The organism is Rhizobium sp. WYJ-E13 (assembly GCF_018987265.1).
Taxonomy (GTDB): Bacteria; Pseudomonadota; Alphaproteobacteria; order Rhizobiales; family Rhizobiaceae; genus Rhizobium.
Map to the genome: position 1 here is coordinate 4,180,396 of NZ_CP076853.1, position 22,662 is coordinate 4,203,057.

A 22,662-nucleotide genomic window follows, 5' to 3' on the forward strand; every position below is an offset into this window, starting at 1 on the left:
TGCTACCTTTGCCTTGCTCCGATGGTTGATTGGACCGCACCACGACCGAATGCCTCTGCGATACCACCGGGCGCGCCGCGTTCGGCCGCTTCGCGGATAAGCTCGACGGAACGCGGGTCGGTGAAGAGCTGCGCGAGCTGGCTGACGCCGCCCCGTAAGGCGGCACGCCGCAATGCGTCGCCCGCGTTAGTGAAGAAGCTGGCGCCGAGCGTACCGATAGCGTTTGCCGCCCGCGACACGAACGGCGCTTGCGACAGATCGGCGTTTGCAGTGCGGTTGAATTCGGTGGCGCTCCCGATCGGCTTGCGTCGGCCAGTGGCTTGCAGCACGTCAAACAGCTCCGGCGCTGCCTCTGCGGCCGCTTGGTCTGGAAGGCCGCGGAAGATCGCGTAAATGAGCTCGTCGCGAGGCTGATTGCCGACCATGTCGCGTCGGAACTTCGCACCGGCGAATTCCCGGTTACCTTCCATGGTATCGATAGCCGCTTTCGCATAGCGATCGGCCACCGTCTGACGGATGAGGGCCGACGTTGTTTCCGGATCTTGCCCGATGAGCCGGCGAACAGCGTCGATCGTCTCGTCGCCGGAGCCGGTCAGTGGATTTTGCGGGATAAGCGCGTTGCCCGCGGAGCCGGTCGTATCGGCTGCAGCAACACGGCCGAGCGGACCTTCGGAAATCGGTTCGACCGTGTTGCGGGTGATGTCCGCATACTGCTGCTTGCCCGCCGCGAAGTTCGGGCTGGCGTTCTCCATCGCATTGTCGATCTGATCAAGGATGGCGCTAACCGCGGCGTTTTGCTCCTTGGTAATCGCGTCCTGGCCGATCTGCGGCAGGTCCATTCGATCACGGAAGTATTTGCGGACACGGTCGAGATTGCCCACGTCCACTACTGGCACTTCGGGCGTGCCTGGAACCGCGGGCGTCATCGTGTAGCGGGTGATCTGGCCGTCTGGACCGGTTACAGGCGTGCGCACGGACGGCTGGCCGGCGCGGGCCGGCTCGGCGATCAGCCGGTTCCGCAGATCGCCCAACACGCCGCCTAGAATGCCGGTCTGGTCGCCCGCGACAGCGTTGTCGATGTTTGCAAGAATGCCCCTGACAACATCTTCTGGCACCAGGTCGGCGTTCGCCGCAGCGTACGTCGGCTGCACCGCGGCCGTTCGCGCCCGCTCGACGTCGCGGATCGCGTTGGTAGCGGCTTCCGATGCGCGAGGGCCGAGAACGGACGGATTGCCATTCTGCGGAGCGATGAGGTCGAGCAGATTGTAGACTGCGGTATCGACCTGCGCCGGCCGCTCCGCGAAGAACGGCGCCGTTAGGGCGCGGCCGGCATTCGATCCTTCGACCAGGCGCTGCACGTTCGGCAAGGCGGTTCCGCCATTGGAAGCCTGCGTGATCGCTTCCGGACCAGTCAGCCGGACACCGGTGCTGTTGTTCTGGAGCTGCGTCGCGCGATCCCAATCGATCAGGTTCGGATCGCCGATCGCGCTGCGAAGCACTCGCTCAGGAGCGCGGGCAGCGCTCGCCATCGTGGCGCCGACATTGCCCGCAATGGCGCCGGCCGCGCGGGCGATCGGTTCAAATGGCGTTCCTTCCGTCAGCTGCCCGGCGGTTTCGGAGACGACGCCGGGCACCACGACATTGCGCGTAAGGTCACCGGCATAGCTGGCAGCACGGCGGGCCACGCCTTCAGCAAGTTGCGTTCCCCGCGATGGCAGACCGCCCGGCGCGGCGAATTCGGAAATTGTCTCGGCGTATTTGCCCGGCGTAGTCTTTGGCTCGTAGAGATAATCGTCCATCACGCCGCGGACGGCGTCTTGCGCCTTGGCGATCGGACCTTCTTCCGTGGTTTGGGGATGCAAGAAGGTCTGGCGTTGTTCCTCCGTATGCTGCGGCTCGCCCTTCCACGAACGCACCCAACCGTCGATCGTGTCGACGAGATAGCGCGAGGCCGCGTCCTGCATTTCGCCAGTCATGCGACCGAGCGTGACAGGCAACATCGCCGTTTCCGCAGCGCCGCGCACGACGCCGCTCGGAATGGATTTTGCGACATCGCCCGCGACGGTTGGCGGGTTCTTCGGCGGCACCAGATCGTCAAACGATACGGCCGGCGTCGTGGGCTGCTTCGGAACCAGATCGTCGAAAGAGATATCAGCCATCACAGTCCCACCGGATCGATCCCGTTGTCACGAAGTCGCTTGATCACAGCGTCACGCGGCGCGCCGTCGGCAATAGCTTTTCGCGCTCTCGCGATCGGATCGTCGACCGCCGGGGGCGAGGCTACGGACGAGTTGGCGGCGGGCGCCTGATTTCCCGCTGTTGCGGCCTGCTGCGCTGCCTGCATGTGCGCGAGCATTTCCGGCGGCACGTCGACGCCGTTTGCCTGCATGATGCGCGTGATCTGGTCGGCTGCGCCGGCAGAAGATCCCTGCAGCGCCGCAAGCGCAGTTGCGCGGGCAGTTGCCTTGCTTGCGAGCGTATCGGGATCGTCGCCAGGGATTGGGATGAAAACGCGAGAATAGTTCTGGAATTCCTCGCGGCTGAATGCAGCCCCTGTATCCGGCCGAAGGATGGACAGCATGAAATTCATGGCGCTGTTGTAGAACTGGCGGCCATCTGGAGAGACGAGATTGTTGGACAGCGAAAGCGGCAGTAGATCGCCCGCCTTGCCGAGCATCATTTCGAAGTCTCGGGCGTTCGGCACATAGCCTTTTTCATTCTGAAGCTTTGTCAGGTTTGCGTCCGCGGACGCCGCGCGATTATAGAACATCGCATTCTTCTGCGTGAATTCGGTAGGCTTCATGCCGAGCTGTTCATTCGTTCCCGTTGGCTTTGCCTTGTCGTAGACCTGAACATCGGCCGGCACCGGCTTACCGTCGGCCATGAAATAGGCGCTTTCACCAGGTTTGCGGAAGACTTGGACGCTCTTTCCGTCGATAACGGTGGTGCCCTCGACGAGGGACTTGTCCGCGCTCGGATTGTAGGGCTCGGCCCCACTCAGCACCGCCGCGCCGGGTGTCATGAACTGCGGTTTGCCGTTGGGGCCGATCGCCTGCACCGGTGTCTTGTCGCCGACAATGGCGCCGAGCAGCATTTGATCGGTGAGCGTGCCGCCCTGCCGAAGGCGCTCGTTCTGCTGCGCCTGCCATTCGGTTTCGGTCAGCGGTTTCGGCACTCCGTTCGCCTGCTCGATCGCCGGTAGCCCGACGTGAGCGGCGATATCGGCCGGAACGGCCGGGCGGATCTGGCCTTCGTTCAGGGGGCCGAAGAGCGACGTAATAGACTGGCGCTCGTTGTCCATTGCGCCGATTTTGAGAGCTCGCTCGTTATCTGCGGCGTTCGTCTGAATAGCGCGAGCGTTGTCGGCCGTGTTGTTGGCGCGGCTAGTCTCGGCTGTGATGTCCTGCCCGCGGCGCACGGTTTCAGCACCGACGTCGACGCCATAGTAACCGGTCGAAGGGGTCCACTGGCCGGATGCCTGGCCAAGACGATCGAAAGTCGACTGGTTGAAATCCTGCGAATGAGCATAATCGAAGAGATCCGCAAGGCGCTGCGCCTCTTCCTTTTTGGCTTTCGCTGTTGCGTACCCCGCGAGGTCGCTGCCGCTAGGAGGCTGGAAAATCTGAGAAAGCGACTGGAAGGCAGCGCCAAGGGCGGGATCATTGAACCGGGGATTTGCTGTAACAGGCAACGTCGGATCTCCTCACTGCAGCCGGTGTTCGGTGTGGTCGTATTCGCTCCACGCGCGCGCAGCGGTTATCATCTTGGCCAAAGGATCGCCTCGCTGTGCAATCTCGCGCCGAACCAGCGTCGCCGCCAGATCACAGCTCAACAGAGACGCATAGCAATGCTGATCGTACCGAAAGGGATGGTCTGAAGGTGTTGTTACAAGAGCGGTCGCCGCAGCCATTCCCATTTGCGTCAGTTCCCGCGTGATCCACTTCGCGGCTGCTTCCGCTATAATCGGCGTGACCTGCTGCATGACCGTTGCGAGCGCGTCAGCCAGCTCCGGAAATGCCGCCGGGTTCCCCGCGGTCACCGCGCGCAATATAGCCTGGACACCACCAAACCCGTTTTCCAACGGATCACCGCCCGTCGCGATGTTCGTGAAACAACGCTCTGCGTCTGTAAGATGAATGCCGAGATCCGTGAGGCTCATTTGCCCGCTCCCGAATTGATTTTGATCGTCGCGACGAGCCTGTCGCGGCGGGTGCCTGCGCTTTCGTCGAGCTCGTCGATGATGGAAAGATTGTGAAGCGCGTTCTGGAGCCAGCGCACGCGCAAACGGTGCTCGCGGCTGACATAAGACGGCTGCACCCTTCTCTGGTCTTTCGATAGCGCCCACCAGGTGACGAACTTTTCGGCCGAGATCAGGCCGGCGGTCACATGCCGCTGATCGCCATCCGCAAAGAACGGAAGGAGCGCGTCGCGGGCCAACTGCAGCCGGGCGCGAAGCCTGGCAGCCTGCCGGCGGGAGATAGGAAGCAAATCGCGTTGACCAATCTGCTGGCTAAGAAGCGCGATAGCGTGGGAGCCGTGATAGCAGACATCGTCGTCATCACGGCACACGACGGTCAGCTCGTCGTCGATCCTGTCGACGCAATGGTCGCGTTCGCTTTCTTCCGGGTTCGGTTCGGGCGGCGAAAACGGTGGGTCGGTGTCTTCGAAGCACGTGTCTTCGGCCTTGGGCGGAATGGCGTTCAGTGTCGACGTGAGCAGTTTTTGCATCGAAGTTCCGACAAAGCGGGCCACAGGTGTAACGGGGTGGCCGGGTTCGTTGACACGTTCCCTCGACATTCGAGAGCGTTGGCGCGGGCTTCCGAGTTCCGCCTTTGTCGGATGATGGGAATATAGCCGGGTCGAGCGCGCGAAAATACCCGGTCGAAAGGGGTCCAGATCGCGCGCTTGTCGGTTCAAAAGTTCCAGCCGGGCGGATTTTTCTTCTGACGTCGGACGCAGTTTTCAGCGCGCGCGGCGGACTATAGCCAGGGGTCGGGTCCGGAGTCCGGTCAGGTGGCGGCCCGCGGCGTGGCCGGCGAAGGCATGGGCCATCGATCTCGTGCGCTCCGCGGCCGCGGCGTGTCCGCTGGGGTATACGAAAGCGGACAGCAGAAAATATTCGTGAATGATGTACGTACGGGTTGACACTAGATCAACGTACAGGCATCTTTACGTACATAGCCAATACGTACATGAGGAACGTAAGATGCAAACCGAAACACAGGTCAATGAACTCCGCGTTTACATGGTCGTCCAGTCGGAATTGCGCGACGCAATCCGCCGCCAGGACAAAGAAGCGGCCATGTTCGCGATCGAAGAGCTGCTTTGCATCGAGGCCTATTCATCCTGGCCCCGCCTCCGCGCGCGCTGCGCGGCGACTATCGCCGAATTTCAATGAGGTTCTATCGTGAAAACCATCCTCTACGCTCGCGTGTCCACCGTTGATCAGACGGCAGATCACCAGCTTACCCAAGCCCGCCAGGCAGGTTTCGAGATCGACGAGGTCGTCGTCGATCAAGGCGTGTCAGGCGTCAACGTTCCACTCGCCGAGAGGCCGGAAGGGCGTCGGCTGTTCGATATGCTTCGGAAAGGCGATACCCTTGTCGTTAGATGGGTTGACCGCCTGGGGCGCAACTACGCCGACGTAACTGACGCTGTTCGCCACTTCATCCGCAAGGGCGTGATCATCAAGACGGTGATCAACAACCTGACTTTCGACGGCACGACAACAGAGCCTATGCAGATGGCAATGCGCGACGCGATGATAGGCTTCATGGCTGGCGCTGCTCAATCGCAAGCGGAAGCTCTCAAGATCGCGCAGCGGGCCGGCATCGATCACGCCAAGGCGCAGAACAAGCCGCGGACCTACAAAGGCCGGAAACCTTCATACACGCGGGCGCAGTTCGATACGATCGCGCGAATGCTAGCAGAGGGCGGCGGGGCGTCGGAGATCAGCAAGGCAACTGGTTTGACACGGCAAACAATCCTTCGCATTCGAACCGACCCATCGGCGGCTAACGACGCGTTGGCGGATTGGGGACTGTAACATCAAACTTCCTTGAAGTTGGCGCCCTTAAGCGCCAACGCCAGCGCTTTCGCGGTTACTGCCGGCTCATGAAAGCGGAATATCACGAAGTCGCGCTGATCGGTGTCGAAAACCAGTTCGGCAGGGAGGTTCAGATATGCGCCCACTTGAGACACAAGATGCGACCGTCTGCGTGACGTCAACACTTCCACCGTGAACACGTCTTCGCGATCCGGCGAACTAAACACTCTGAAAACGGGCCTCAAGCCCTCTGATGCAATCTCCGTTTCCGAGAAATCTTCCTCACTGTCTGATGTGATCGTAAACATATAGGGCCTCCTTTTCGGCGGAGGTTCGCGGCCAAGTACGTGTCTGTCAAGGAGATTACGGTCGGTCGCCAAGACGGACAAAACCTACAAAATCAATGACTTGACAGACACGCGTAGTGTCCGTCACGCTATCCGCAATCCCGCTGTGGGATTGAAAGGGGAGACTCGTATGAAACTCATCACCGATCAGGAAGCGGCTGAGATCTTCAGGTGCAGCACTGACAAGATCAAACGCCTGCGCTTGTCAGGCAAGTTGGCGTATATCCCCGGCCGACCCGTCAAGATCAACGAAGCTGACCTATTGGCTTTCATCGAAGCGAGCACAATACGTTCGGTCCCGCCCGATCCTCCGACGGCTCCCAAACCAGACGCAGACGCCAGCGCGAGAGCATGGGCGCTGAAGGCCATGTTGAAGCCAAAGCGAGCGCCCCGTTCGAAGTGAACTGGCATCACTATTCGAAGATATTGGGCGGCCGGCGCTTGTGAAGTTGCGACAAGCGCTTGATCTCAGACCGCAGCTCTTCCGGCGACATTTCGTGGGGCTCCTTATGGGGGCTCTGATCTTTCCGATCAAAGTACCCCGCGACACGGAACAATGTGGCCGACGCTGTCGACTTCGCCGGCGCAGGAGCCTTCGGATCGCGGCACACCGCAAGCGCCGTCTCGTATGCGACCCGCACGCCCTCAGTCTGAATTCTATGCAACAACTCGCGTTGCGCTTCTTCTGCGTCTTCCGTCATTGTGATCACCTATCCGAAAATATCTGTTTGTCCTTCGATCTCGCGCACGAGCGCTTTCAACCGATCGATCTCTTTCTGCAGCGCCAAGGCTTCACCCGAAAGCACGGTCGGCACGCTCAAAGTAGCCGCGATCTCGTCGGCGAGACGCTTGTCAGATTGGCGCCGTTTGCGCTCTGACGCTGGACCTGGCGCGTGGCTTCGCTGCCAAGCACGATAGCGTTCCAACTCATCGGGCGTCATGGCCGCGAGCTTCCGCGCCAAGGCTTTCGCGGTTGCCTTGCGTTTCTTTTCAACCCTCGCAATCCGCATGTCGACGCTATTGGCAGGCTTCGGCCATTGCGGAACATGCCAAGCCACGGCTTTTGGCGTCTTGCCCCCGTGGCGATGGCAACGGCCGTTCTCCATTGCGATCTGTTGGCATGGCTCGCCATCACGGCGGCGTTTCGCACCGCATTTGGCTAGCCCCGGTCGCACCTTGCGCTGCCAGTCACTCAGATTCTTAGCGGCCGCAAGGCGCTGTGTGATCGATCCCACTACCGGACCCCGTTCTGGAAAATATTGGCGTTGAGGTATCCGCAAAAAGTCAGCCCTTTCAGATCGGACAACCTGTCCGCCGACGGCTGATCGATTGCCTCCGTCCGATTTCTTTGTGATTTGATATTCTTTACATCCGCACCAAGCACGACCGGAGGGCGCCGCTTGTCGGCGAGAGCGTCCTCCGTAGGAGCGATAAGCGCGACAAGCCGATAAGCATTGATTTTATTGAGTTTTTTCTGAGCTTGTCGCTTGTTTTCTCGCGACAAGCGCGACAAGCAAGCCGAATTCGCAGATAAATCACTGAATCTAAAAGGCTTTTTGCTTGTCGCCGACAAGCTGCCGATAAGCGCGACAAGCTTCATGGCTGCTTCTCCGCGACAAGCGAAATCCGTTCGATAAGCCAGGGTGCAGTCTGTGAAGCAGACTTTTTAGAAGCTCGAATAAGGACAGTTTGTCCGTCAATTGAGATCTCGCAACCCGTTCCCCCAAGCGCAGCCGTAATTTCTCCTGTTACCGCCGGCCGTGTCTTGGCTTCGCATAGGCCAGACGCTCGCATCTTCACCCCAATCGGTGCCCATAAGCCAGGCAATGGCAGCGCGTCGTTCTCGCCCATGAGCTCATGTGCTATCCGCGCAATCGCTTCAGCCTTCTCCTTGTCGACATTCGCGCCCTTCCGACTGGCGACCAGCGTTTCGACTTTCACGATATCGAGTACGGGGGCGTAATCGCCGGAGGCAATCAGGGCCTCCCGCGGGCTCTCGTCGAACAACGCGGCGGCTGCGGCTGCATTCGCTCCCGAGCCATTGCCCACGGCAACATTGGCACGCCTGAAAACGATCGGCGCCGTCGGTTTTCGGTCGTGGCTGATCTTTGCATAATCGAGGCGAATCAATCCGTCCCCACGCGATACGCCCCAACTTTCTTCCTCGCCTTCCCCGGTAACGTTGACGAGTGTGAAAGCCGAACGAACCTTGCCGACAGCTGCAAAGCCGCCGCGGCCAGCGGCCATGTCCCCTTTATTCTGGCGCGCTTGCTTGGACGTATGATGGACGACGGTGATAGAGCACCGGCTTTCCGCGGCCATGATGGCAAGTTCCTGCAGCAGTGTGTCCGCGTCGTCGTTCGAATTCTCGTGGGCGCCTGCCGTGAGGCTGATTTGCGGGTCTAGCGCGACAAACACGATACCGTGCTGGCGGATAACCTTTTGAAGGACGTCGGCCCCCGGCGCGCGTTTCAATGCCGATCGGTCGTTCTCCCGCGCTGCAATGGTGAGCTTCAGCCCATCCACGCCAGACCATAGAAGAATAGGGTGCCCGGTTACATCAACACCCCAATGGCGCTGCGCAGCCGCGAGACGGCGCTCCATTTCATCGAGACGATCTTCCGCGTTGTAGATCAGCACAGGGCCGGATCTGTGCAAACGCTCGGGAGTGATGGGATTGCCGAGCTCATCCTTTCCGCGAAGGATATCTTCGCGCCCGGACGCAATCGCCAGGGCATCACGGAGCATGAGCGTGGATTTCGAGACGCCGGGCTCGCCGACGCACTGTGCGACGTCGCCGCAAGGCAGCCGCGGGCTGACAATCCATTCGCGCACGGGAATGTGCTTCGGATCAATCCGGCTGTTGACGAACTTGAGGTTCGGCCCGCTGCGATCCGGCCGCCCGGCTGGCCGCATGTCGAATATGTCGGATGTGTCGACGTCGCCGACATCCGTCCGCAGGGTGTAGAGCGGATCCGCCTTGCGCATTTCGAAAAGCAGGCTGCGATCTGAAAGGTTGTTCGGTGGCGACGAGGAATAATGGTCCCATCGCGCTTCCGCGGCCGCCTCGTCGTGCTTCTGACTTTTTTCAGACCAGCGTAAGAACGCCTCGTAACCTTCGACGCTACCGTGAGACGCGTCATAGAACGTCATCCCTAACCGGTTCCAATCATCCCAATCCAGATCGGTGTTGGGAATGAGCCGGGCGGCGTCGAACAAGGCTTCCTCGCTCCACGCCTTTTCAGTCTTAAAGCCGCCCGTTGACGGTGCGCCAGAACCGCCGGGCGTCTGCAGGCCGTGGTCAGCCAGCGCCTTCTGCAGCGCTTCGGCCGCAATATCGAGATCGATTTCCGCATAATTGTCTTCTTCGACGATCTTGCACATGCGCACCGACGTCGTCTTGGTGTGCCAGCTGCCGGGCCACCGCATCGGATGCACCAGGGGCGACGCACTCTTATCGGCATCAACGAGCATGGCCGCAGCTCGTCGCACTGCTTTCAGCTTTCGGAGCTCGTCAGGTCGTGTCGCCGGATATGTAAGCCGCCAATGAGCGTGGATCTTGTTTTCCTGCCGGCCCTCCGGCGACGTCCACATGCCACCCGAATGGATCATCATGGTAGGCTTGCCCAACACCGCGACCAGTTCGCGCAAAGCTTCATTTGGCCGGGCATCGATCTCAACCGACAGAACCGGGCAGCATGAAACGTTTGCCTCGTCGGCCTTCGTCTCGGTCTTGAACAGGGCGATCGGTGGGGCGAATACCGCGCTGTGCTCAATGGGGCGCCGGGCGATCTTCGAAGCAGCCTCTGCAGCGCGTTCCGCAAGACCCGCGTCGAACGGCGCCCACTCATTCAACACGCAGGTGCCAGCCTGGTTATGCTCGAAAGCCCGGAAGGCAATGCTGCCCAGTTCGAACGCGCAGTGTTTGAACGCGAGCGCGACGAAGCGCTGCATCTGCTGGAGATCGGCTTTCAGTTCGGTTGGCTGCTGGACATCGGCGAGTTTCGCCGGTGCGGGTTCTCTGGTTCGGATTTTCTCGCCGAGCAGATCGCCGAGCACGGTTCCGCCGCCACCAGTAGATTGATTTCTCGACGGGTTATCTATATGTTGATGTTGCATGAGTTTCCTATCGGCCGGGCGCATTCGCAGTGCGTGCCGGCCTTTATTTTGTGTTGTCGACGACAAGCCGGAGCGCGGGCGGCTGTCTGCTCGCCGCCGCTCTCGACCGCTCATGAATGAACCGCTGCAGGGCGTTCACGCTGGCCTCTGTAACCAGGAACGGGCGCCGCCCGGCAGGATGCAAAGTCTTCAATCTGCCGCCCGCGATCTCGTCGCGGACCCATGATGTCGAGCGGCCGAAGAGAGCAGCGGTTTCGGAAACCGTCAGAACCTTCTGGTCGCGGGGGTGTTCGGTGGAGAGCATGGATTTGCCTTTCGTTGTCGGTGGCAAATCGTCCCGCGAATGGCGGCGCGAAAATAGCCCCGGTTTGAACCGCGAAATCGCGCGTTATGCGGCCAGGGCGCCGACCGGGCGCGGGCATGCCAGATCCAATGTAACGAGCGAGAGAACGGTCCGAAGCGGAAGGCCGGCGCTATCGTCCAGTGCGTTCGCAGCGTCGAGCGTCCGGCGCCACAGGGGTTGCTGCTCCTCGATCGCCTTGACCAGCGCCTGCCCGCGAAGGCGCCGGAAGCGAGGATCTTGTTTCGCATCCTCCCGTACTTTCTGAAGAGCGAGAAAGAGAAGCGTGTCGACTTCGGTGATCGCAACGAGAATGTTGATGCCGGGGAGATTGAAAGCTGCAAGCCACGCCTTGAGCGCCCGTGCGTATCGAATGCGAGCCCGCGTGACGTGGTGGCGTGTCAGAACCTTGGTAAAAGGCGCGCTGTTTTTTCCAAGAAGGCGGGCGGCTGCGGTTGGACTTCCGGCGATCCGGCTGGCTGCAGACATCACGCGTAGGAAGGCCGGAATGCGCTCGCCCGCCCCGCCAGCACCATACGCGTATTCCAAAACCGACCTGATAGAAGCGAGACGGCCGGCGGCGAGTTCAGCGGCAAGCGCATCGATCGCGGCGGGAAGGGCTGCAGGCTGATCAGCAGCAAGCAGGCCGGCGTTGACCATCTCCGCAATGACCTCCCATCGTTTGGCGTCGCGCAGCATCGCGACATAGCCCGCGAACGGTCCTGAAGGCTGTCCCGGCGTGGCGAGGGCCGCCAGCAGCTCGGGCATGTACGGCTTTTTTGCCAGGATCTCGAAACCGGCGGTGTAGAATTCAAAGTCGGAATTGGGGGTCGGCCTGCTGGCCGAGATCTCGTATTGAGCCATTTGTTCGCTTCCCTTGATCAATGTGTTCGATCGGGTAAGCCGCGACGTGAGAAGCGAGGAAAGCCAGGCAAGACAGGAAAGAGTGGCGTAGCGGCTTTTGCCGGTATGCTATGCGAAGATATCGATAGATGGTGCGACCGGCCGCGGCCGCTGTTGACGTGGGCGAGGTTTGAAGTCTTCGGCTGCTTTTTCCAGCATGGTGTCGATATCGACGCGACGGATCAGTCGCCGGTGTCCGGCACGAACCGATGTCAGCTCCCCGCGACGGAGCAGATTATAGACGTGTTCCCGCGAGGCCCTGAGATAATCAGCGGCTTCATCGATCGATAAGACGGGCGGAATTGCCGTGTTTGCGCTCATGTTCGTTCCTCGAAAGCTGTTGCGTGTAATAGCGTGGACATGAGACGAATACGCTGTCAAGGGAAAATATAAGTAAAATCAATAGCTTAGTGACATACAAGTGCCATACCCCTGTCGGCTAAGCCATTGATTGAACAAATTAAACGCGGCCATAGCGGCCAAAATGGTACGCCCACGGCAATGGGCAAGAAATCTTGAGTTAGGGTAGCCGCTAGGGTAGCCAGAAACGGCATCCGCAGAAATCGTTTTAAATCAATGAGTTAATGATAGGAAAATGGCGGACAGAGAGGGATTCGAACCCTCGGTACGCTTTCACGTACACACGCGTTCCAGGCGTGCGCCTTCAACCACTCGGCCACCTGTCCATTTTGCGTTTCGCACCGGATAGGAGCAAATCGTCGGAACGGCGCGATATATACCGAGGAATTTTTGCCGATCAACCCAAATCTAACAGTTTTTTGACTTCTTCCGATAAAACTGCGCGCATGCCGTCCATTGCGCCGTGCCCGCTCCAAGCCTATCTCTGGGTTTGAGTGGAAAATGGCGCGGCTCGCCGGACATCGAGGCACACCCGTCGTCGGAGGATTTGATGCGTTTCTTGTTGCGTCTTGCCAGTCTGTGTGCGCTGGCAGTTGCGGTCATTGCCGGAACCATCGATTCCATTCAGTCCGTCGCATCATCGCAAGTGATCATGACCCCGATGTCGGATGCATGGCAGGATGTCAGCCCCTCGACGCTTACAGCGCTCCAGTCTTCCGTCTCTTATTATGTCCATCCGCGTTTCTACGCCTTCATCTTTCAGTGGCTCATGCTGCAGCCGGCCTTTGCCGTGTTTCTGGTCCTGTCGCTCATCCTGTGGATGATCGGCTATAAGAAGCCGCCGGTGGCGGGTCGCTTTACCGCATAGCTGAAGGGGTGGAGGGTCTGAAAAAGTGCAATCGGCAGTTCCTGAAATGGCAGGAGGATGATGCCGATGCCGCCAGGGCATTGGTTAGAAAATCCGCATTTTAGCGGCCGATTTGCCCAGAATTCAGGACCCGTGGACTGATTTTCGGCAATCGTGGCAAATCTTTACCAACCGAAAAATTTCTCGTGAATTTTTCGTTGAGCCATGCAAGGATGCGCGCAGCCAGGCCTCCGGGGGGAGGTCGGTGGTTCCGCAGACATGCCTGAAAAAGGCTTGCGGGAGGACCCCAGATAAATAGCAACAACAGGGCTGCAAACTCATGAAAAAATCCCTTCTCACCCTCCTTGCCGTGGCAGCGATGTCGACGACGGCGCTTGCCGCCGACATCAAGCCGGCTCTCGTTTACGGCACCGGCGGGAAGTTCGATAAGTCCTTCAACGAAGCTGCCTTCAACGGCGCTGAAAAGTTCAAGAAGGAAACCGGCATCGCCTACCGCGATTTCGAGCCGACCGGCGACACCCAGGGCGAGCAGGCCATCCGCAACTTCGCAAGCCGCGGCTTCAACCCGGTCGTTGCCGTTTCCTTCGCCTGGACCTCAGCTGTCGAGAAGGTTGCCGCTGAATTCCCGGATACCAAGTTCATCATCGTCGACTCCGTCGTCGACAAGCCGAACGTCCGCTCGGTCCTCTACAAGGAAGAGGAAGGCTCCTATCTCGTCGGCATTCTCGCCGGTATGGCCTCCAAGACCGGCAAGGTCGGCTTCGTCGGCGGCATGGACATTCCGCTGATCCGCAAGTTCGAATGCGGCTACGAGCAGGGCGCACGCGCCGCCAAGGCCGACATCGAAGTTTTCCAGAACATGACCGGCACGACCGGTGCAGCCTGGAACGACCCGGTTCGCGGCGGCGAACTCACCAAGAACCAGATCGACCAGGGTGCCGACGTCGTTTACGCGGCAGCCGGTGCCACCGGTCTCGGCGTCCTGCAGACGGCAGCCGACAACAAGAAACTGTCGATCGGCGTCGATTCCAACCAGAACCACCTGCATCCGGGTTCCGTTCTGACCTCGATGGTCAAGCGCGTCGACCTCGCCGTCTATAACGCCTTCAACGACACCAAGAACGACAAGTTCACCGCTGGTGTCCAGTCTCTCGGCATCAAGGAAGACGGCGTTGCCGCCGCGATGGACGACAACAACAAGCCGCTGATCACGCCGGAGATGCAGGCCGCCGTCGACAAGGCCAAGGCCGACATCATTGCGGGCACCATCAAGGTTCACGATTACACCACGGACAACGCTTGCCCGAAGTGAGTCGTAACTGAGATCGGGCGTATGGCGGACAAGGATTTTCGCCATACGCCCTTTTCTTATTTGGAGCCTGCTGTGACAGACCAGCCTGCTATCGAACTTGTCGGCATCGACAAGAAATTCGGCGCCGTTCACGCCAACAAGGACATCAACCTCACCGTCGCCAAGGGCTCGATTCACGGTATCATCGGGGAAAACGGCGCGGGCAAATCGACGCTGATGTCCATCATCTACGGTTTTTACCAGGCCGACAGCGGTGAGATCCGCGTCGACGGCCAGCCCATCACCATCCGGGATAGCCAGGCAGCGATCGCCGCCGGCATCGGCATGGTGCACCAGCATTTCATGCTGGTCGACAATTTCACCGTCCTCGAAAACATCATGCTCGGCGCCGAAGGCGGCGCGCTGCTGGCAAGGGGCGTGGCTTCCGCGCGCGCCGAGCTCAAGCGGCTGGAGACCGAATACGGGTTGGAGGTCAATCCGGACGCGCTGATCGAGCAGCTTCCGGTCGGCCTGCAGCAGCGTGTGGAAATCCTCAAAGCCATGTATCGCGGCGCCGAGATCCTGATCCTCGACGAGCCGACAGGCGTGCTGACCCCGGCCGAGGCCGATCACCTGTTCCGCATCCTCGGCGTACTGCGCGACGAGGGCAAGACCGTTGTGCTGATCACTCACAAGCTGCGCGAAATCATGGCGATCACCGATACGGTCTCCGTCATGCGCCGCGGCGAGATGGTCGCCACCCGCAAGACCAGCGAGACCACAGTCGAGGAACTGGCCGAACTCATGGTCGGCCGCCGCGTGCTGCTGCGTGTCCAGAAGGGCGAGGCGAAGCCTGCCGACGTCTTGCTGTCCGTCCGCAACCTGACCGTCAAGGACAACAGAGGCGTCACGATGGTCGACAACGTCTCCTTCGATGTCCGCGCCGGCGAGATCGTCGGCATTGCCGGTGTCGCCGGCAACGGCCAGTCGGAACTGCTGGAGGCAATCGCCGGCATCCGCAAGCCGGCATCCGGCGAGATCCTGCTCGACGGCCAGCCGATCGACAAGGCCGATCCGGCCCGTCTTCGCGAACTCGGCCTCGCGCACATTCCCGAAGACCGCCACCACATGGGCCTGGTCCTGAAATTCGAGGAATATGAAAATGCCGTACTCGGCTATCACCACCGTCCTGAGTACAGCCGCGGCCCGCTGCTCGATCTCGACGCCATCCGCAAGGATGCGATGGAGAAGATCGAGAAATACGATATCCGCCCGCCGAACCCGCGCCTGAAGACGGCGAATTTCTCCGGCGGCAACCAGCAGAAGATCGTCGTCGCCCGCGAGATCGAGCGCGATCCGAAGATGCTGATCATCGGCCAGCCGACCCGCGGCGTCGATATCGGCGCCATCGAATTCATCCATCGCCGGATCATCGAGATGCGCGATGCGGGCAAGGCCATCCTGCTCGTATCCGTCGAGCTCGACGAAATCCGCGCCCTTTCAGACCGTATCCTTGTCATGTTTGCCGGCCATGTCGTCGGCGAGAAGACGCCCGATGCCGGTGAACAGACCCTCGGCCTGATGATGGCCGGCATTGCCGCGTGAGGCCTCGATGAGCACTGCTTCCGTAACCCTACCGAGATGGATCAATTACGGTCTGATCCCTCTACTGAACCTGATCGTCGCCTTCCTGATCTCCGGCTTCGTCATCTGGCTGATCGGTGAAAGCCCGCTGGCCGCACTTTCGCTGCTCATCGAGGGCGTCTTCGGCAGCGGCGAAGGCATTGGCTTCACGCTCTATTACGCGACGAGCTTCATCTTCACCGGCCTGTCGGTAGCCGTCGCCATCCATGCCGGCCTCTTCAACATCGGCTCGGAAGGTCAGGCCTATATTGGCGGGCTTGGATGTGCGCTGGTGGCACTGGCGCTCGACAATTATGTGCCCTGGTATGTGACCATGCCGATCGCCGTTATCGGCGCCGGCATCTTCGGCGCTGCCTGGGCCTTCATCCCTGCCTTCCTGCAGGCCAAGCGCGGCAGCCATATCGTCATCACGACGATCATGTTCAACTTCATCGCAGCCACGCTCATGGTCTATCTACTGGTGCATGTGCTGATCGTGCCGGGCAAGATGGCGCCGGAAACCCGCACCTTCCTCGAAGGCGGGCAGCTTCCGAAGCTCGGCTGGATCATGAGCATGTTCGGTTCCAAGCTCGGTGCTGCGCCGTTCAACGTCTCCTTCATTATTGCCCTGGTTGCCGCCTGGTTCGTCTGGATGCTGGTCTGGCGCAGCAAGCTGGGCTTTGAGATGCGCACGCTGGGCGTCAGTCCGACCGCCGCTGTCTATGCCGGCGTTCCCTATGCGCGCACCGTCATCATCGCCATGCTGCTTTCAGGTGCGCTTGCCGGCATGATGGCGCTGAACCCGGTCATGGGCTCGTCTGCGCGCTTGCAGGTTGAGTTTGTCGGCGGCGCGGGCTTCGTCGGCATCGCCGTGTCGCTGATGGGACGAAACCATCCGCTCGGCATCATCTTCTCCGCGATCCTGTTTGGCGCTCTTTACCGAGGCGGTGACTGGATCTCCTTCGAAATGCCGAACATCACCCGCGAGATGATTCTCGTCATCCAGGGTCTGGTGATCCTCTTTGCCGGCGCGTTGGAATATATGTTCCGCCCGGCGATGGTGCTCATCTACCAGCAGTTCAAGCGAGCCTGAGGAACGGACGATGGATTATTATGAAATTTTCATCAGCGTTCTGAGCTCGACGATCCGGCTCTCGATCCCGCTGATCTTTACCGCACTGGCCGGCCTGTTTTCCGAACGCGCCGGCGTTTTCGATATCGGTCTCGAAGGCAAGATGCTGGGCTCGGCCTTTGCCGCAGCCTGCGTGGCTTACCTCACCGATTCGGCCTGGCTGGGGCTCGGCGCCGGCATCGTGTGCTCGGTGGCGCTAAGCCTGGTGCACGGCTTTGCTTCGATTACCAATCGCGGCAACCAGATCGTCTCAGGTGTGGCGATCAACTTCTTCGTCGCCGGCATCACTATCGTGCTCGGCCAGGCCTGGTTCGGCCAGGGCGGCCGCACTCCGCAACTGGTACCGGAGGCCCGCTTCGCGCCGATCATCCTTCCGGGCGCCGATGCCATCCGCGAGGTGCCGATCATCGGCCCGCTCTATGCCGGCGTCATCTCCGGCAACAATATCCTGACGTACCTTGCCTTCCTCGCCGTCCCCTTCTCCTGGTGGGTGCTCTACCGCACGCGTTTCGGCCTGCGCCTTCGTGCCGTCGGCGAAAATCCGGGCGCGGTCGATACGGCAGGCATCTCGGTCACGTGGCTGCGCTACCGCGCCGTCATGTGCGCCGGCATCCTCTGTGGCTTTGCCGGCACCTATCTCGCGATCGCCCAATCGGCTGCCTTCATCAAGGACATGTCGGCCGGCAGAGGCTATATCGCGCTTGCAGCGCTCGTCTTCGCCAAGTGGAAGCCCGTGCCGGTCATGTTCGCCTGCCTGCTTTTCGGCTTTCTCGATGCTCTGGCGAATTTCATGCAGGGCAAGTCGGTGCCGCTGATCGGCGAGGTACCGGTTCAGGTTTTCCAGGCTCTGCCCTATATCCTGACCTGTGTTCTGCTCGCCGGCTTCATCGGCGTTGCAATTCCGCCGAAGGCCGGCGGCGTGCCCTATACGAAGGAGCGTTGATATGTCTCACGACCTGTTCGAAGCCGCTCGCGGCGCCATGGCCTTCGCGCACGCTCCGTATTCCAAGTTTCCGGTGGGTGCTGCGATCCGCGCCGAGGATGGCAAAGTCTATACCGGCGCTAATATCGAGAACCTCTCCTTCCCGCAGGGCTGGTGCGCCGAGCCGACGGCAATCGGCGCCATGATCATGGGCGGCGCCAAGAAGATCGTCGAAATGGCGGTCATCGCCGAAAAACTGCCGCTCTGCCCGCCCTGCGGCGGCTGCCGGCAGAAGATCTCGGAATTCGCCTCGAAGGAGACGAAGATCTATCTCTGCGACGAAGCCGGCGTGAAGAAGACGATGACCATGGAAGAGCTTCTTCCCTTCAGCTTCGAGACCGAACTCGGATGATCGCGACCGTCGATCTGCTCGCGGCTCTGCTCGGCGGGCTCAAACCGCGCTACGGCATCGTGCTCGGCTCTGGCCTCGGCTCGCTCGTCAGCGAGCTCACTAATGTCGTTCGCATTCCCTACAAGGATCTGCCGGGTTTTCCGGTCAGCGCCGTCTCAGGCCATGCCGGAGAGGTCGTCGCCGGCCATCTCGGCTCGGTGCCGGTCATCATGCTCTCGGGTCGTGTGCATTATTACGAAAAGGGCGATGCCAACGCCATGCGCCTGCCGATCGAGGTTTTGCAGGCCCTCGGCGTCGAGGCCCTGATCCTCACCAATTCGGCGGGTTCGCTGAAGGATGACATGCCGCCCGGCTCGGTCATGCAGATTGCCGACCACATCAATTATTCCGGCATGAACCCGCTGATCGGCGAAGAAAGCGATCATCGTTTTGTCGGCATGACCAATGCCTATGATGCCGAACTTTCGGCGGCCATGCGGAAGGCAGCCAAGACACTCGGCATTCCGCTCGCAAGCGGTGTCTACATGTGGTTCTCAGGCCCGAGTTTCGAGACGCCGGCCGAAATCCGCATGGCCCGTATTCTCGGCGCCGATGCGGTCGGCATGTCGACCGTGCCCGAGGTCATCATCGCAAGAATGCTGGGCCTGAGGGTTGCGGCCGCCTCGGTAATCACCAACTATGGGGCTGGCATGACCGGAAACGAGCTCAGCCACGAGGAAACCAAGGATATGGCGCCGGTTGGCGGTGCCCGTCTCGCCGCCATACTCAAAGAGATGATTGCCGGTAATTGATTGCCGGCGGAGAAAGCGAAATGAATAGCCATTCCAGCCGGGAAACGGCCGCCGTCGCCCTTTCCCTTCTCGATCTGACCAATCTGAATGACGAATGCACGCAGGAGCAGATCGACACGCTTTGTGCCCGCGCGCAGACGCTCTATGGCAATAGCGCCGCGATCTGCATCTGGCCGCGTTTCGTCGCCCATGCTCGCACCGTGCTCGGCAAAGGCCATCCGGTCCACATCGCGACCGTCGTCAATTTTCCCTCCGGCGACCTGGAAATCGCCGATGTCGCCGCCGAAACGCGTGAGGCGATCGCCGACGGCGCCGATGAGATCGATCTCGTCATTCCCTATCGTAAGCTGATTTCGGGCAACGAAAAGGCCGTCACCGATATGGTTTCGGCCGTGCGCGCCGAGTGTGTCGCACCTGTGCTCTTGAAAGTCATCATCGAGACCGGTGAGCTGAAGGACGCGGGCCTCATCCGCCGTGCCTCCGAGCTTGCGATCGAGGCCGGCGCCGATTTTATCAAGACCTCCACAGGCAAGGTTTCCGTCAACGCCACGCTGGAAGCCGCCGACATCATGATCCGCTCTATCAGGGAGAGCGGCCGGAAGGTGGGTTTCAAACCCGCCGGCGGTATCTCGACTGTCGCGGATGCGGCCCTTTATCTGAGCCTGGCCGAAACCATCATGACGCCGGACTGGCCGATGCCCTCCACCTTCCGTTTCGGTGCCTCCGGCCTGCTCGACCATATCCTGGCCGTCCTCAGCGGCACGGAACCGAGGCCGGCGGCTGTCTTGAGCTATTGAGATGATCCCGCAGGAGATCATCCGCCAGAAACGCAACGGCGCCGAATTGCTATCAGGCGATATCGACGCCTTCATTGCTGCGCTTGCGGCCGGCGACCTCTCGGAAGGCCAGATCGGCGCCTTCGCCATGGCGGTCTGGTTCAAAGGCATGTCGCGCACGGAGACCGTGGCGCTGACGCTCGCCATGGCGCGTTCCGGTGACATGCTGTCCTGGGCGGGGATCGACCGCCCTGTCGCCGACAAGCACTCGACCGGTGGTGTGGGCGATAATGTTTCGCTGATGCTTGCCCCGATCGCTGCTGCCTGCGGTCTGGCCGTGCCGATGATATCAGGCCGCGGCCTTGGTCATACCGGCGGCACGCTGGACAAGCTCGAATCCATTCCAGGCTATACGATCAATCCGGATGCCGCTCTCTTCCGAAACGTGGTGAAAGAGGCCGGCTGCGCCATCATCGGTCCGACGGGTGCCTTGGCGCCAGCCGATGGCCGGCTCTATGCCGTGCGCGATGTGACGGCAACCGTCGATTCCATCCCGCTGATAACGGCCTCGATCCTTTCCAAGAAACTTGCTGCCGGCCTTCAGACACTGGTGCTCGATGTCAAGACCGGCAACGGCGCCTTCATGGCCGATCCGGCGCAGGCGATCGTGCTGGCGCATTCGCTGGTCGAGGTCGCCAACGGTGCGGGCGTGAAGACATCTGCGCTGATCACGGATATGAACCAGCCGCTCGCCGATAGCGCCGGCAATGTCGTGGAAGTGCGCAACTGTCTCGATTTCCTGGCTGGCCGAAAGGCCGGTACCCGCCTTGAAACCATAGTGCTTGCCTTTGCCGCCGAAATGCTCGTGCAGTCGGGTGTTGCCGGCTCGCTTATGGAGGCGGAGAGCAAGGCGCAGGACGCGCTTTCGTCCGGCAAAGCTGCGGAGATCTTTGCGCGCATGGTCCATATGCTCGGCGGCCCGGCCGATCTTCTGGAGCGGCCGGATGCCTATCTGCGCAGGGCGCCCATTGAGCGGCCTGTTGCGGCATCGCGCGCCGGCTGGCTCGCCGCCTGCGACGCCCGCGATGTAGGCATGAGCGTGATCGACCTTGGCGGCGGGCGACGCCATCCCGCCGACAGGATCGACCACAGCGTCGGTTTCACCGGTCTGCTGCCGCTGGGAACGCGTGTGAATGAGGGCGATCCGATCGCGCTCGTTCACGCGGCCGACGAGGTTTCCGCCGAACGGGCCGTCGTCGCACTTGCCGCAAACTATCGCATTGCAGACGAGAAACCGGAGCTGCCGCCCGTCATCGCCGGCCGCATCTGACGAAAATTACTGCTTCAGGCTGAGAGAGCCGTCGGCAACGGAATAGGAGGCAAGCTTCTGCAGGAAGCTCATGCCGACCAGCGTGCCGCTCAGCGCCTCGTCTTTCAGCACGAAGGCTTCGACGCTGCGAACCCGAATACTGCCGATTTCCACGCGGTCGAGCATCACATGTGCCGCCTTGGTCTGGCCGTTCGCCGTATTGACCGCATAACGGAAGTCGAGCTGATTGCCGCTGAAGCCGAGCCTGCGGGCAAGGCTTTCGTTCAGTGCGACATAGGTGGCGCCGGTATCGATCAGCCCCTGCACCGGCTTGCCGTTGATCCTGAAATTGCCGGTATAGTGGCCTTGCGCGTCGGCCTGCAGGCGGATCATGCCGCCATCGGCGATCGTGGCCGCCGCGTCGGGCGCGCTGTCGGTCGAGACGAAATTTGCGGAGATCGTATTGCCGGGCTGCGTCGTGCGGGTGAGCAGAGAAGGTACTTGTGTCGCCAGCGCAGCCGCGATGCTGGCAAATATGACGGTGCGCATGAGCATGAAACAGAAATCCTTCCTGTACAAAACCCGCCTCATGCGGACCTCATGCTTCAAGCAGCTAAGCCACAACTGCTGAAAAGTTGCTAACCGCGATATAAAAAGGCCCGGAATGAAGCGCCGGGCCTTGGAAGTCTTTCGAATTGGTAAAGGAAGTCGAAATTACTTGGTGCCGTACATGCGGTCGCCGGCATCGCCGAGACCGGGCACGATATAACCCTTCTCGTTCAGATGGCTGTCGATCGCCGCCGTGAAGACCGGAACGTCCGGATGGGCGGAACGGAAGTTCTTGATACCTTCAGGGGCGGCCAGCAGGCAGAGGAAGCGGATATTGTGAGCACCGCGCTCCTTCAACTTGTCGATGGCGGCAATCGAGGAATTGCCGGTCGCAAGCATCGGATCGACGACGATGATCAGGCGCTCGGAGATATCTTCAGGCGCCTTGAAGTAATATTCGACCGGCTGCAGCGTTTCGTGATCGCGGTAGACGCCGATATGCGAAACGCGGGCGGAGGGCACGAGATCGAGCATACCTTCCAACAGGCCGTTGCCGGCACGCAGGATGGAGGCGAAGACCAGCTTTTTGCCTTCGAGGATCGGCGACTGCATCTCCTGGATCGGCGTTTCGATCGTCTCCATCGTCAGTTCCAGATCGCGGGTGACCTCATAACAAAGCAGCGTCGAGATTTCGCGCAACAGCCGGCGGAAACTGCCTGTCGAGGTTTCCTTGCGCCGCATGATGGTGAGTTTGTGCTGCACGAGCGGGTGATCGATGACTGTGACGCCGTCCATAGGGGAAACCTTCCAATTCTTTGTTCTTATCGGCTGTTTCTTCCATGGAAACCGCCTTCACTTCAAGAGCGGAGGCAAA

26 protein-coding genes and 1 tRNA gene are annotated in these 22,662 nt (G+C 60.6%); 12 read left to right on the forward strand and 15 right to left on the reverse strand.

Going from position 1 to position 22,662, the window contains the following annotated elements; translation table 11 throughout:
* Positions 1–2: 2 nt before the first annotated feature.
* Genes KQ933_RS20650 through KQ933_RS20665 form a run of 4 tightly spaced genes read right to left on the reverse strand, consistent with a single transcriptional unit; the run spans position 3 to position 4,752 of the window.
* Positions 3–2,159, reverse strand: coding sequence for a hypothetical protein (locus KQ933_RS20650; RefSeq protein ID WP_216756598.1), 2,157 nt, complete (start codon positions 2,157–2,159; stop codon positions 3–5).
* Positions 2,159–3,691: a hypothetical protein gene (locus tag KQ933_RS20655; protein ID WP_216756599.1), complete on the reverse strand. Its 1,533-nt coding sequence runs from the start codon at positions 3,689–3,691 to the stop codon at positions 2,159–2,161. The genes KQ933_RS20650 and KQ933_RS20655 overlap by 1 nt, the downstream gene beginning before the upstream one ends.
* A gap of 12 nt (positions 3,692–3,703) precedes the next feature.
* Positions 3,704–4,159, reverse strand: a complete 456-nt coding sequence (locus tag KQ933_RS20660; protein ID WP_216756601.1) for a hypothetical protein — start codon at positions 4,157–4,159, stop codon at positions 3,704–3,706.
* The gene (locus KQ933_RS20665; RefSeq protein ID WP_216756602.1) at positions 4,156–4,752 is read right to left on the reverse strand and encodes a hypothetical protein; all 597 of its coding nucleotides are present in this window, start codon (positions 4,750–4,752) and stop codon (positions 4,156–4,158) included. The genes KQ933_RS20660 and KQ933_RS20665 overlap by 4 nt, the downstream gene beginning before the upstream one ends.
* A gap of 454 nt (positions 4,753–5,206) precedes the next feature.
* Here KQ933_RS20665 and KQ933_RS20670 point away from each other — a divergent pair, with 454 nt between their 5' ends.
* The gene (locus KQ933_RS20670; RefSeq protein ID WP_216756604.1) at positions 5,207–5,398 is read left to right on the forward strand and encodes a hypothetical protein; all 192 of its coding nucleotides are present in this window, start codon (positions 5,207–5,209) and stop codon (positions 5,396–5,398) included.
* A 9-nt stretch (positions 5,399–5,407) separates the two neighbouring features.
* The gene (locus tag KQ933_RS20675) at positions 5,408–6,046 is read left to right on the forward strand and encodes a recombinase family protein (protein ID WP_216756605.1); all 639 of its coding nucleotides are present in this window, start codon (positions 5,408–5,410) and stop codon (positions 6,044–6,046) included.
* Between the two features lie 2 nt (positions 6,047–6,048).
* Here KQ933_RS20675 and KQ933_RS20680 read toward each other — a convergent pair whose 3' ends face one another.
* Entirely contained in the window at positions 6,049–6,354 is a 306-nt protein-coding gene (locus KQ933_RS20680; RefSeq protein WP_216756606.1) for a hypothetical protein, read from the reverse strand.
* Positions 6,355–6,523: 169 nt separating this feature from the next.
* Between KQ933_RS20680 and KQ933_RS20685 the strand changes: the two genes are divergently transcribed.
* Positions 6,524–6,796, forward strand: coding sequence for a helix-turn-helix domain-containing protein (locus tag KQ933_RS20685; RefSeq protein WP_216756607.1), 273 nt, complete (start codon positions 6,524–6,526; stop codon positions 6,794–6,796).
* Positions 6,797–6,806: 10 nt separating this feature from the next.
* On the opposite strand, the gene KQ933_RS20690 is transcribed toward KQ933_RS20685, so the two are convergent.
* The 8 genes from KQ933_RS20690 to KQ933_RS20725 all read right to left on the reverse strand — a co-directional run bounded on the left by KQ933_RS20690 (position 6,807) and on the right by KQ933_RS20725 (position 12,441).
* Positions 6,807–7,094, reverse strand: coding sequence for a hypothetical protein (locus KQ933_RS20690; protein WP_216756608.1), 288 nt, complete (start codon positions 7,092–7,094; stop codon positions 6,807–6,809).
* Between the two features lie 9 nt (positions 7,095–7,103).
* Positions 7,104–7,628, reverse strand: a complete 525-nt coding sequence (locus KQ933_RS20695) for an HGGxSTG domain-containing protein (RefSeq protein ID WP_216756610.1) — start codon at positions 7,626–7,628, stop codon at positions 7,104–7,106.
* Positions 7,628–7,993, reverse strand: coding sequence for a hypothetical protein (locus KQ933_RS20700; RefSeq protein ID WP_216756612.1), 366 nt, complete (start codon positions 7,991–7,993; stop codon positions 7,628–7,630). The genes KQ933_RS20695 and KQ933_RS20700 overlap by 1 nt, the downstream gene beginning before the upstream one ends.
* A complete protein-coding gene (locus KQ933_RS20705; protein ID WP_216756613.1) occupies positions 7,990–10,512 on the reverse strand; it encodes an AAA family ATPase in 2,523 nt (840 codons plus the stop codon). The genes KQ933_RS20700 and KQ933_RS20705 overlap by 4 nt, the downstream gene beginning before the upstream one ends.
* A 43-nt stretch (positions 10,513–10,555) precedes the next feature.
* Positions 10,556–10,816, reverse strand: coding sequence for a hypothetical protein (locus tag KQ933_RS20710; RefSeq protein ID WP_216756614.1), 261 nt, complete (start codon positions 10,814–10,816; stop codon positions 10,556–10,558).
* Positions 10,817–10,900: 84 nt separating this feature from the next.
* Positions 10,901–11,716, reverse strand: coding sequence for a hypothetical protein (locus tag KQ933_RS20715; protein WP_216756615.1), 816 nt, complete (start codon positions 11,714–11,716; stop codon positions 10,901–10,903).
* 108 nt (positions 11,717–11,824) lie between these two features.
* Positions 11,825–12,076, reverse strand: coding sequence for a helix-turn-helix domain-containing protein (locus KQ933_RS20720; RefSeq protein ID WP_216756616.1), 252 nt, complete (start codon positions 12,074–12,076; stop codon positions 11,825–11,827).
* 275 nt (positions 12,077–12,351) lie between these two features.
* Positions 12,352–12,441, reverse strand: a tRNA-Ser gene (locus tag KQ933_RS20725).
* 224 nt (positions 12,442–12,665) lie between these two features.
* On the opposite strand from KQ933_RS20725, the gene KQ933_RS20730 reads away from it, so the two are divergent.
* The 9 genes from KQ933_RS20730 (at position 12,666) to deoA (ending at position 21,260) form a co-directional block, all read left to right on the forward strand.
* On the forward strand, positions 12,666–12,983 hold the full coding sequence (locus tag KQ933_RS20730; protein WP_216756617.1) for a hypothetical protein: 318 nt from the start codon (positions 12,666–12,668) through the stop codon (positions 12,981–12,983).
* A 319-nt stretch (positions 12,984–13,302) separates the two neighbouring features.
* Positions 13,303–14,295 carry a BMP family protein gene (locus tag KQ933_RS20735; protein ID WP_216756618.1) on the forward strand — a complete coding sequence of 331 codons (993 nt, stop codon included), beginning with the start codon at positions 13,303–13,305 and terminating at the stop codon, positions 14,293–14,295.
* A 72-nt stretch (positions 14,296–14,367) separates the two neighbouring features.
* Positions 14,368–15,879 (forward strand): ABC transporter ATP-binding protein, encoded by a 1,512-nt coding sequence (locus KQ933_RS20740; RefSeq protein ID WP_216756619.1) that lies wholly within the window; start codon positions 14,368–14,370, stop codon positions 15,877–15,879.
* A 7-nt stretch (positions 15,880–15,886) separates the two neighbouring features.
* A complete protein-coding gene (locus KQ933_RS20745) occupies positions 15,887–16,990 on the forward strand; it encodes an ABC transporter permease (RefSeq protein WP_216756620.1) in 1,104 nt (367 codons plus the stop codon).
* 10 nt (positions 16,991–17,000) lie between these two features.
* Positions 17,001–17,972, forward strand: coding sequence for an ABC transporter permease (locus tag KQ933_RS20750; protein ID WP_216756621.1), 972 nt, complete (start codon positions 17,001–17,003; stop codon positions 17,970–17,972).
* A 1-nt stretch (position 17,973) separates the two neighbouring features.
* Positions 17,974–18,363, forward strand: coding sequence for a cytidine deaminase (locus tag KQ933_RS20755; protein ID WP_003544464.1), 390 nt, complete (start codon positions 17,974–17,976; stop codon positions 18,361–18,363).
* A complete protein-coding gene (locus tag KQ933_RS20760; RefSeq protein WP_216756622.1) occupies positions 18,360–19,154 on the forward strand; it encodes a purine-nucleoside phosphorylase in 795 nt (264 codons plus the stop codon). Before KQ933_RS20755 ends, KQ933_RS20760 begins: the two co-directional genes overlap by 4 nt.
* A 20-nt stretch (positions 19,155–19,174) precedes the next feature.
* Positions 19,175–19,951 carry a deoxyribose-phosphate aldolase gene (deoC, locus tag KQ933_RS20765; RefSeq protein ID WP_216756624.1) on the forward strand — a complete coding sequence of 259 codons (777 nt, stop codon included), beginning with the start codon at positions 19,175–19,177 and terminating at the stop codon, positions 19,949–19,951.
* A gap of 1 nt (position 19,952) precedes the next feature.
* Positions 19,953–21,260 carry a thymidine phosphorylase gene (gene deoA / locus KQ933_RS20770; protein WP_216756626.1) on the forward strand — a complete coding sequence of 436 codons (1,308 nt, stop codon included), beginning with the start codon at positions 19,953–19,955 and terminating at the stop codon, positions 21,258–21,260.
* 6 nt (positions 21,261–21,266) lie between these two features.
* Here the strand turns inward: deoA and KQ933_RS20775 are convergent, their stop codons facing one another.
* On the reverse strand, positions 21,267–21,830 hold the full coding sequence (locus KQ933_RS20775) for a TIGR02281 family clan AA aspartic protease (RefSeq protein ID WP_216756628.1): 564 nt from the start codon (positions 21,828–21,830) through the stop codon (positions 21,267–21,269).
* A gap of 123 nt (positions 21,831–21,953) precedes the next feature.
* Positions 21,954–22,583: a uracil phosphoribosyltransferase gene (upp, locus tag KQ933_RS20780; protein ID WP_216756630.1), complete on the reverse strand. Its 630-nt coding sequence runs from the start codon at positions 22,581–22,583 to the stop codon at positions 21,954–21,956.
* Positions 22,584–22,662 lie beyond the last annotated feature (79 nt).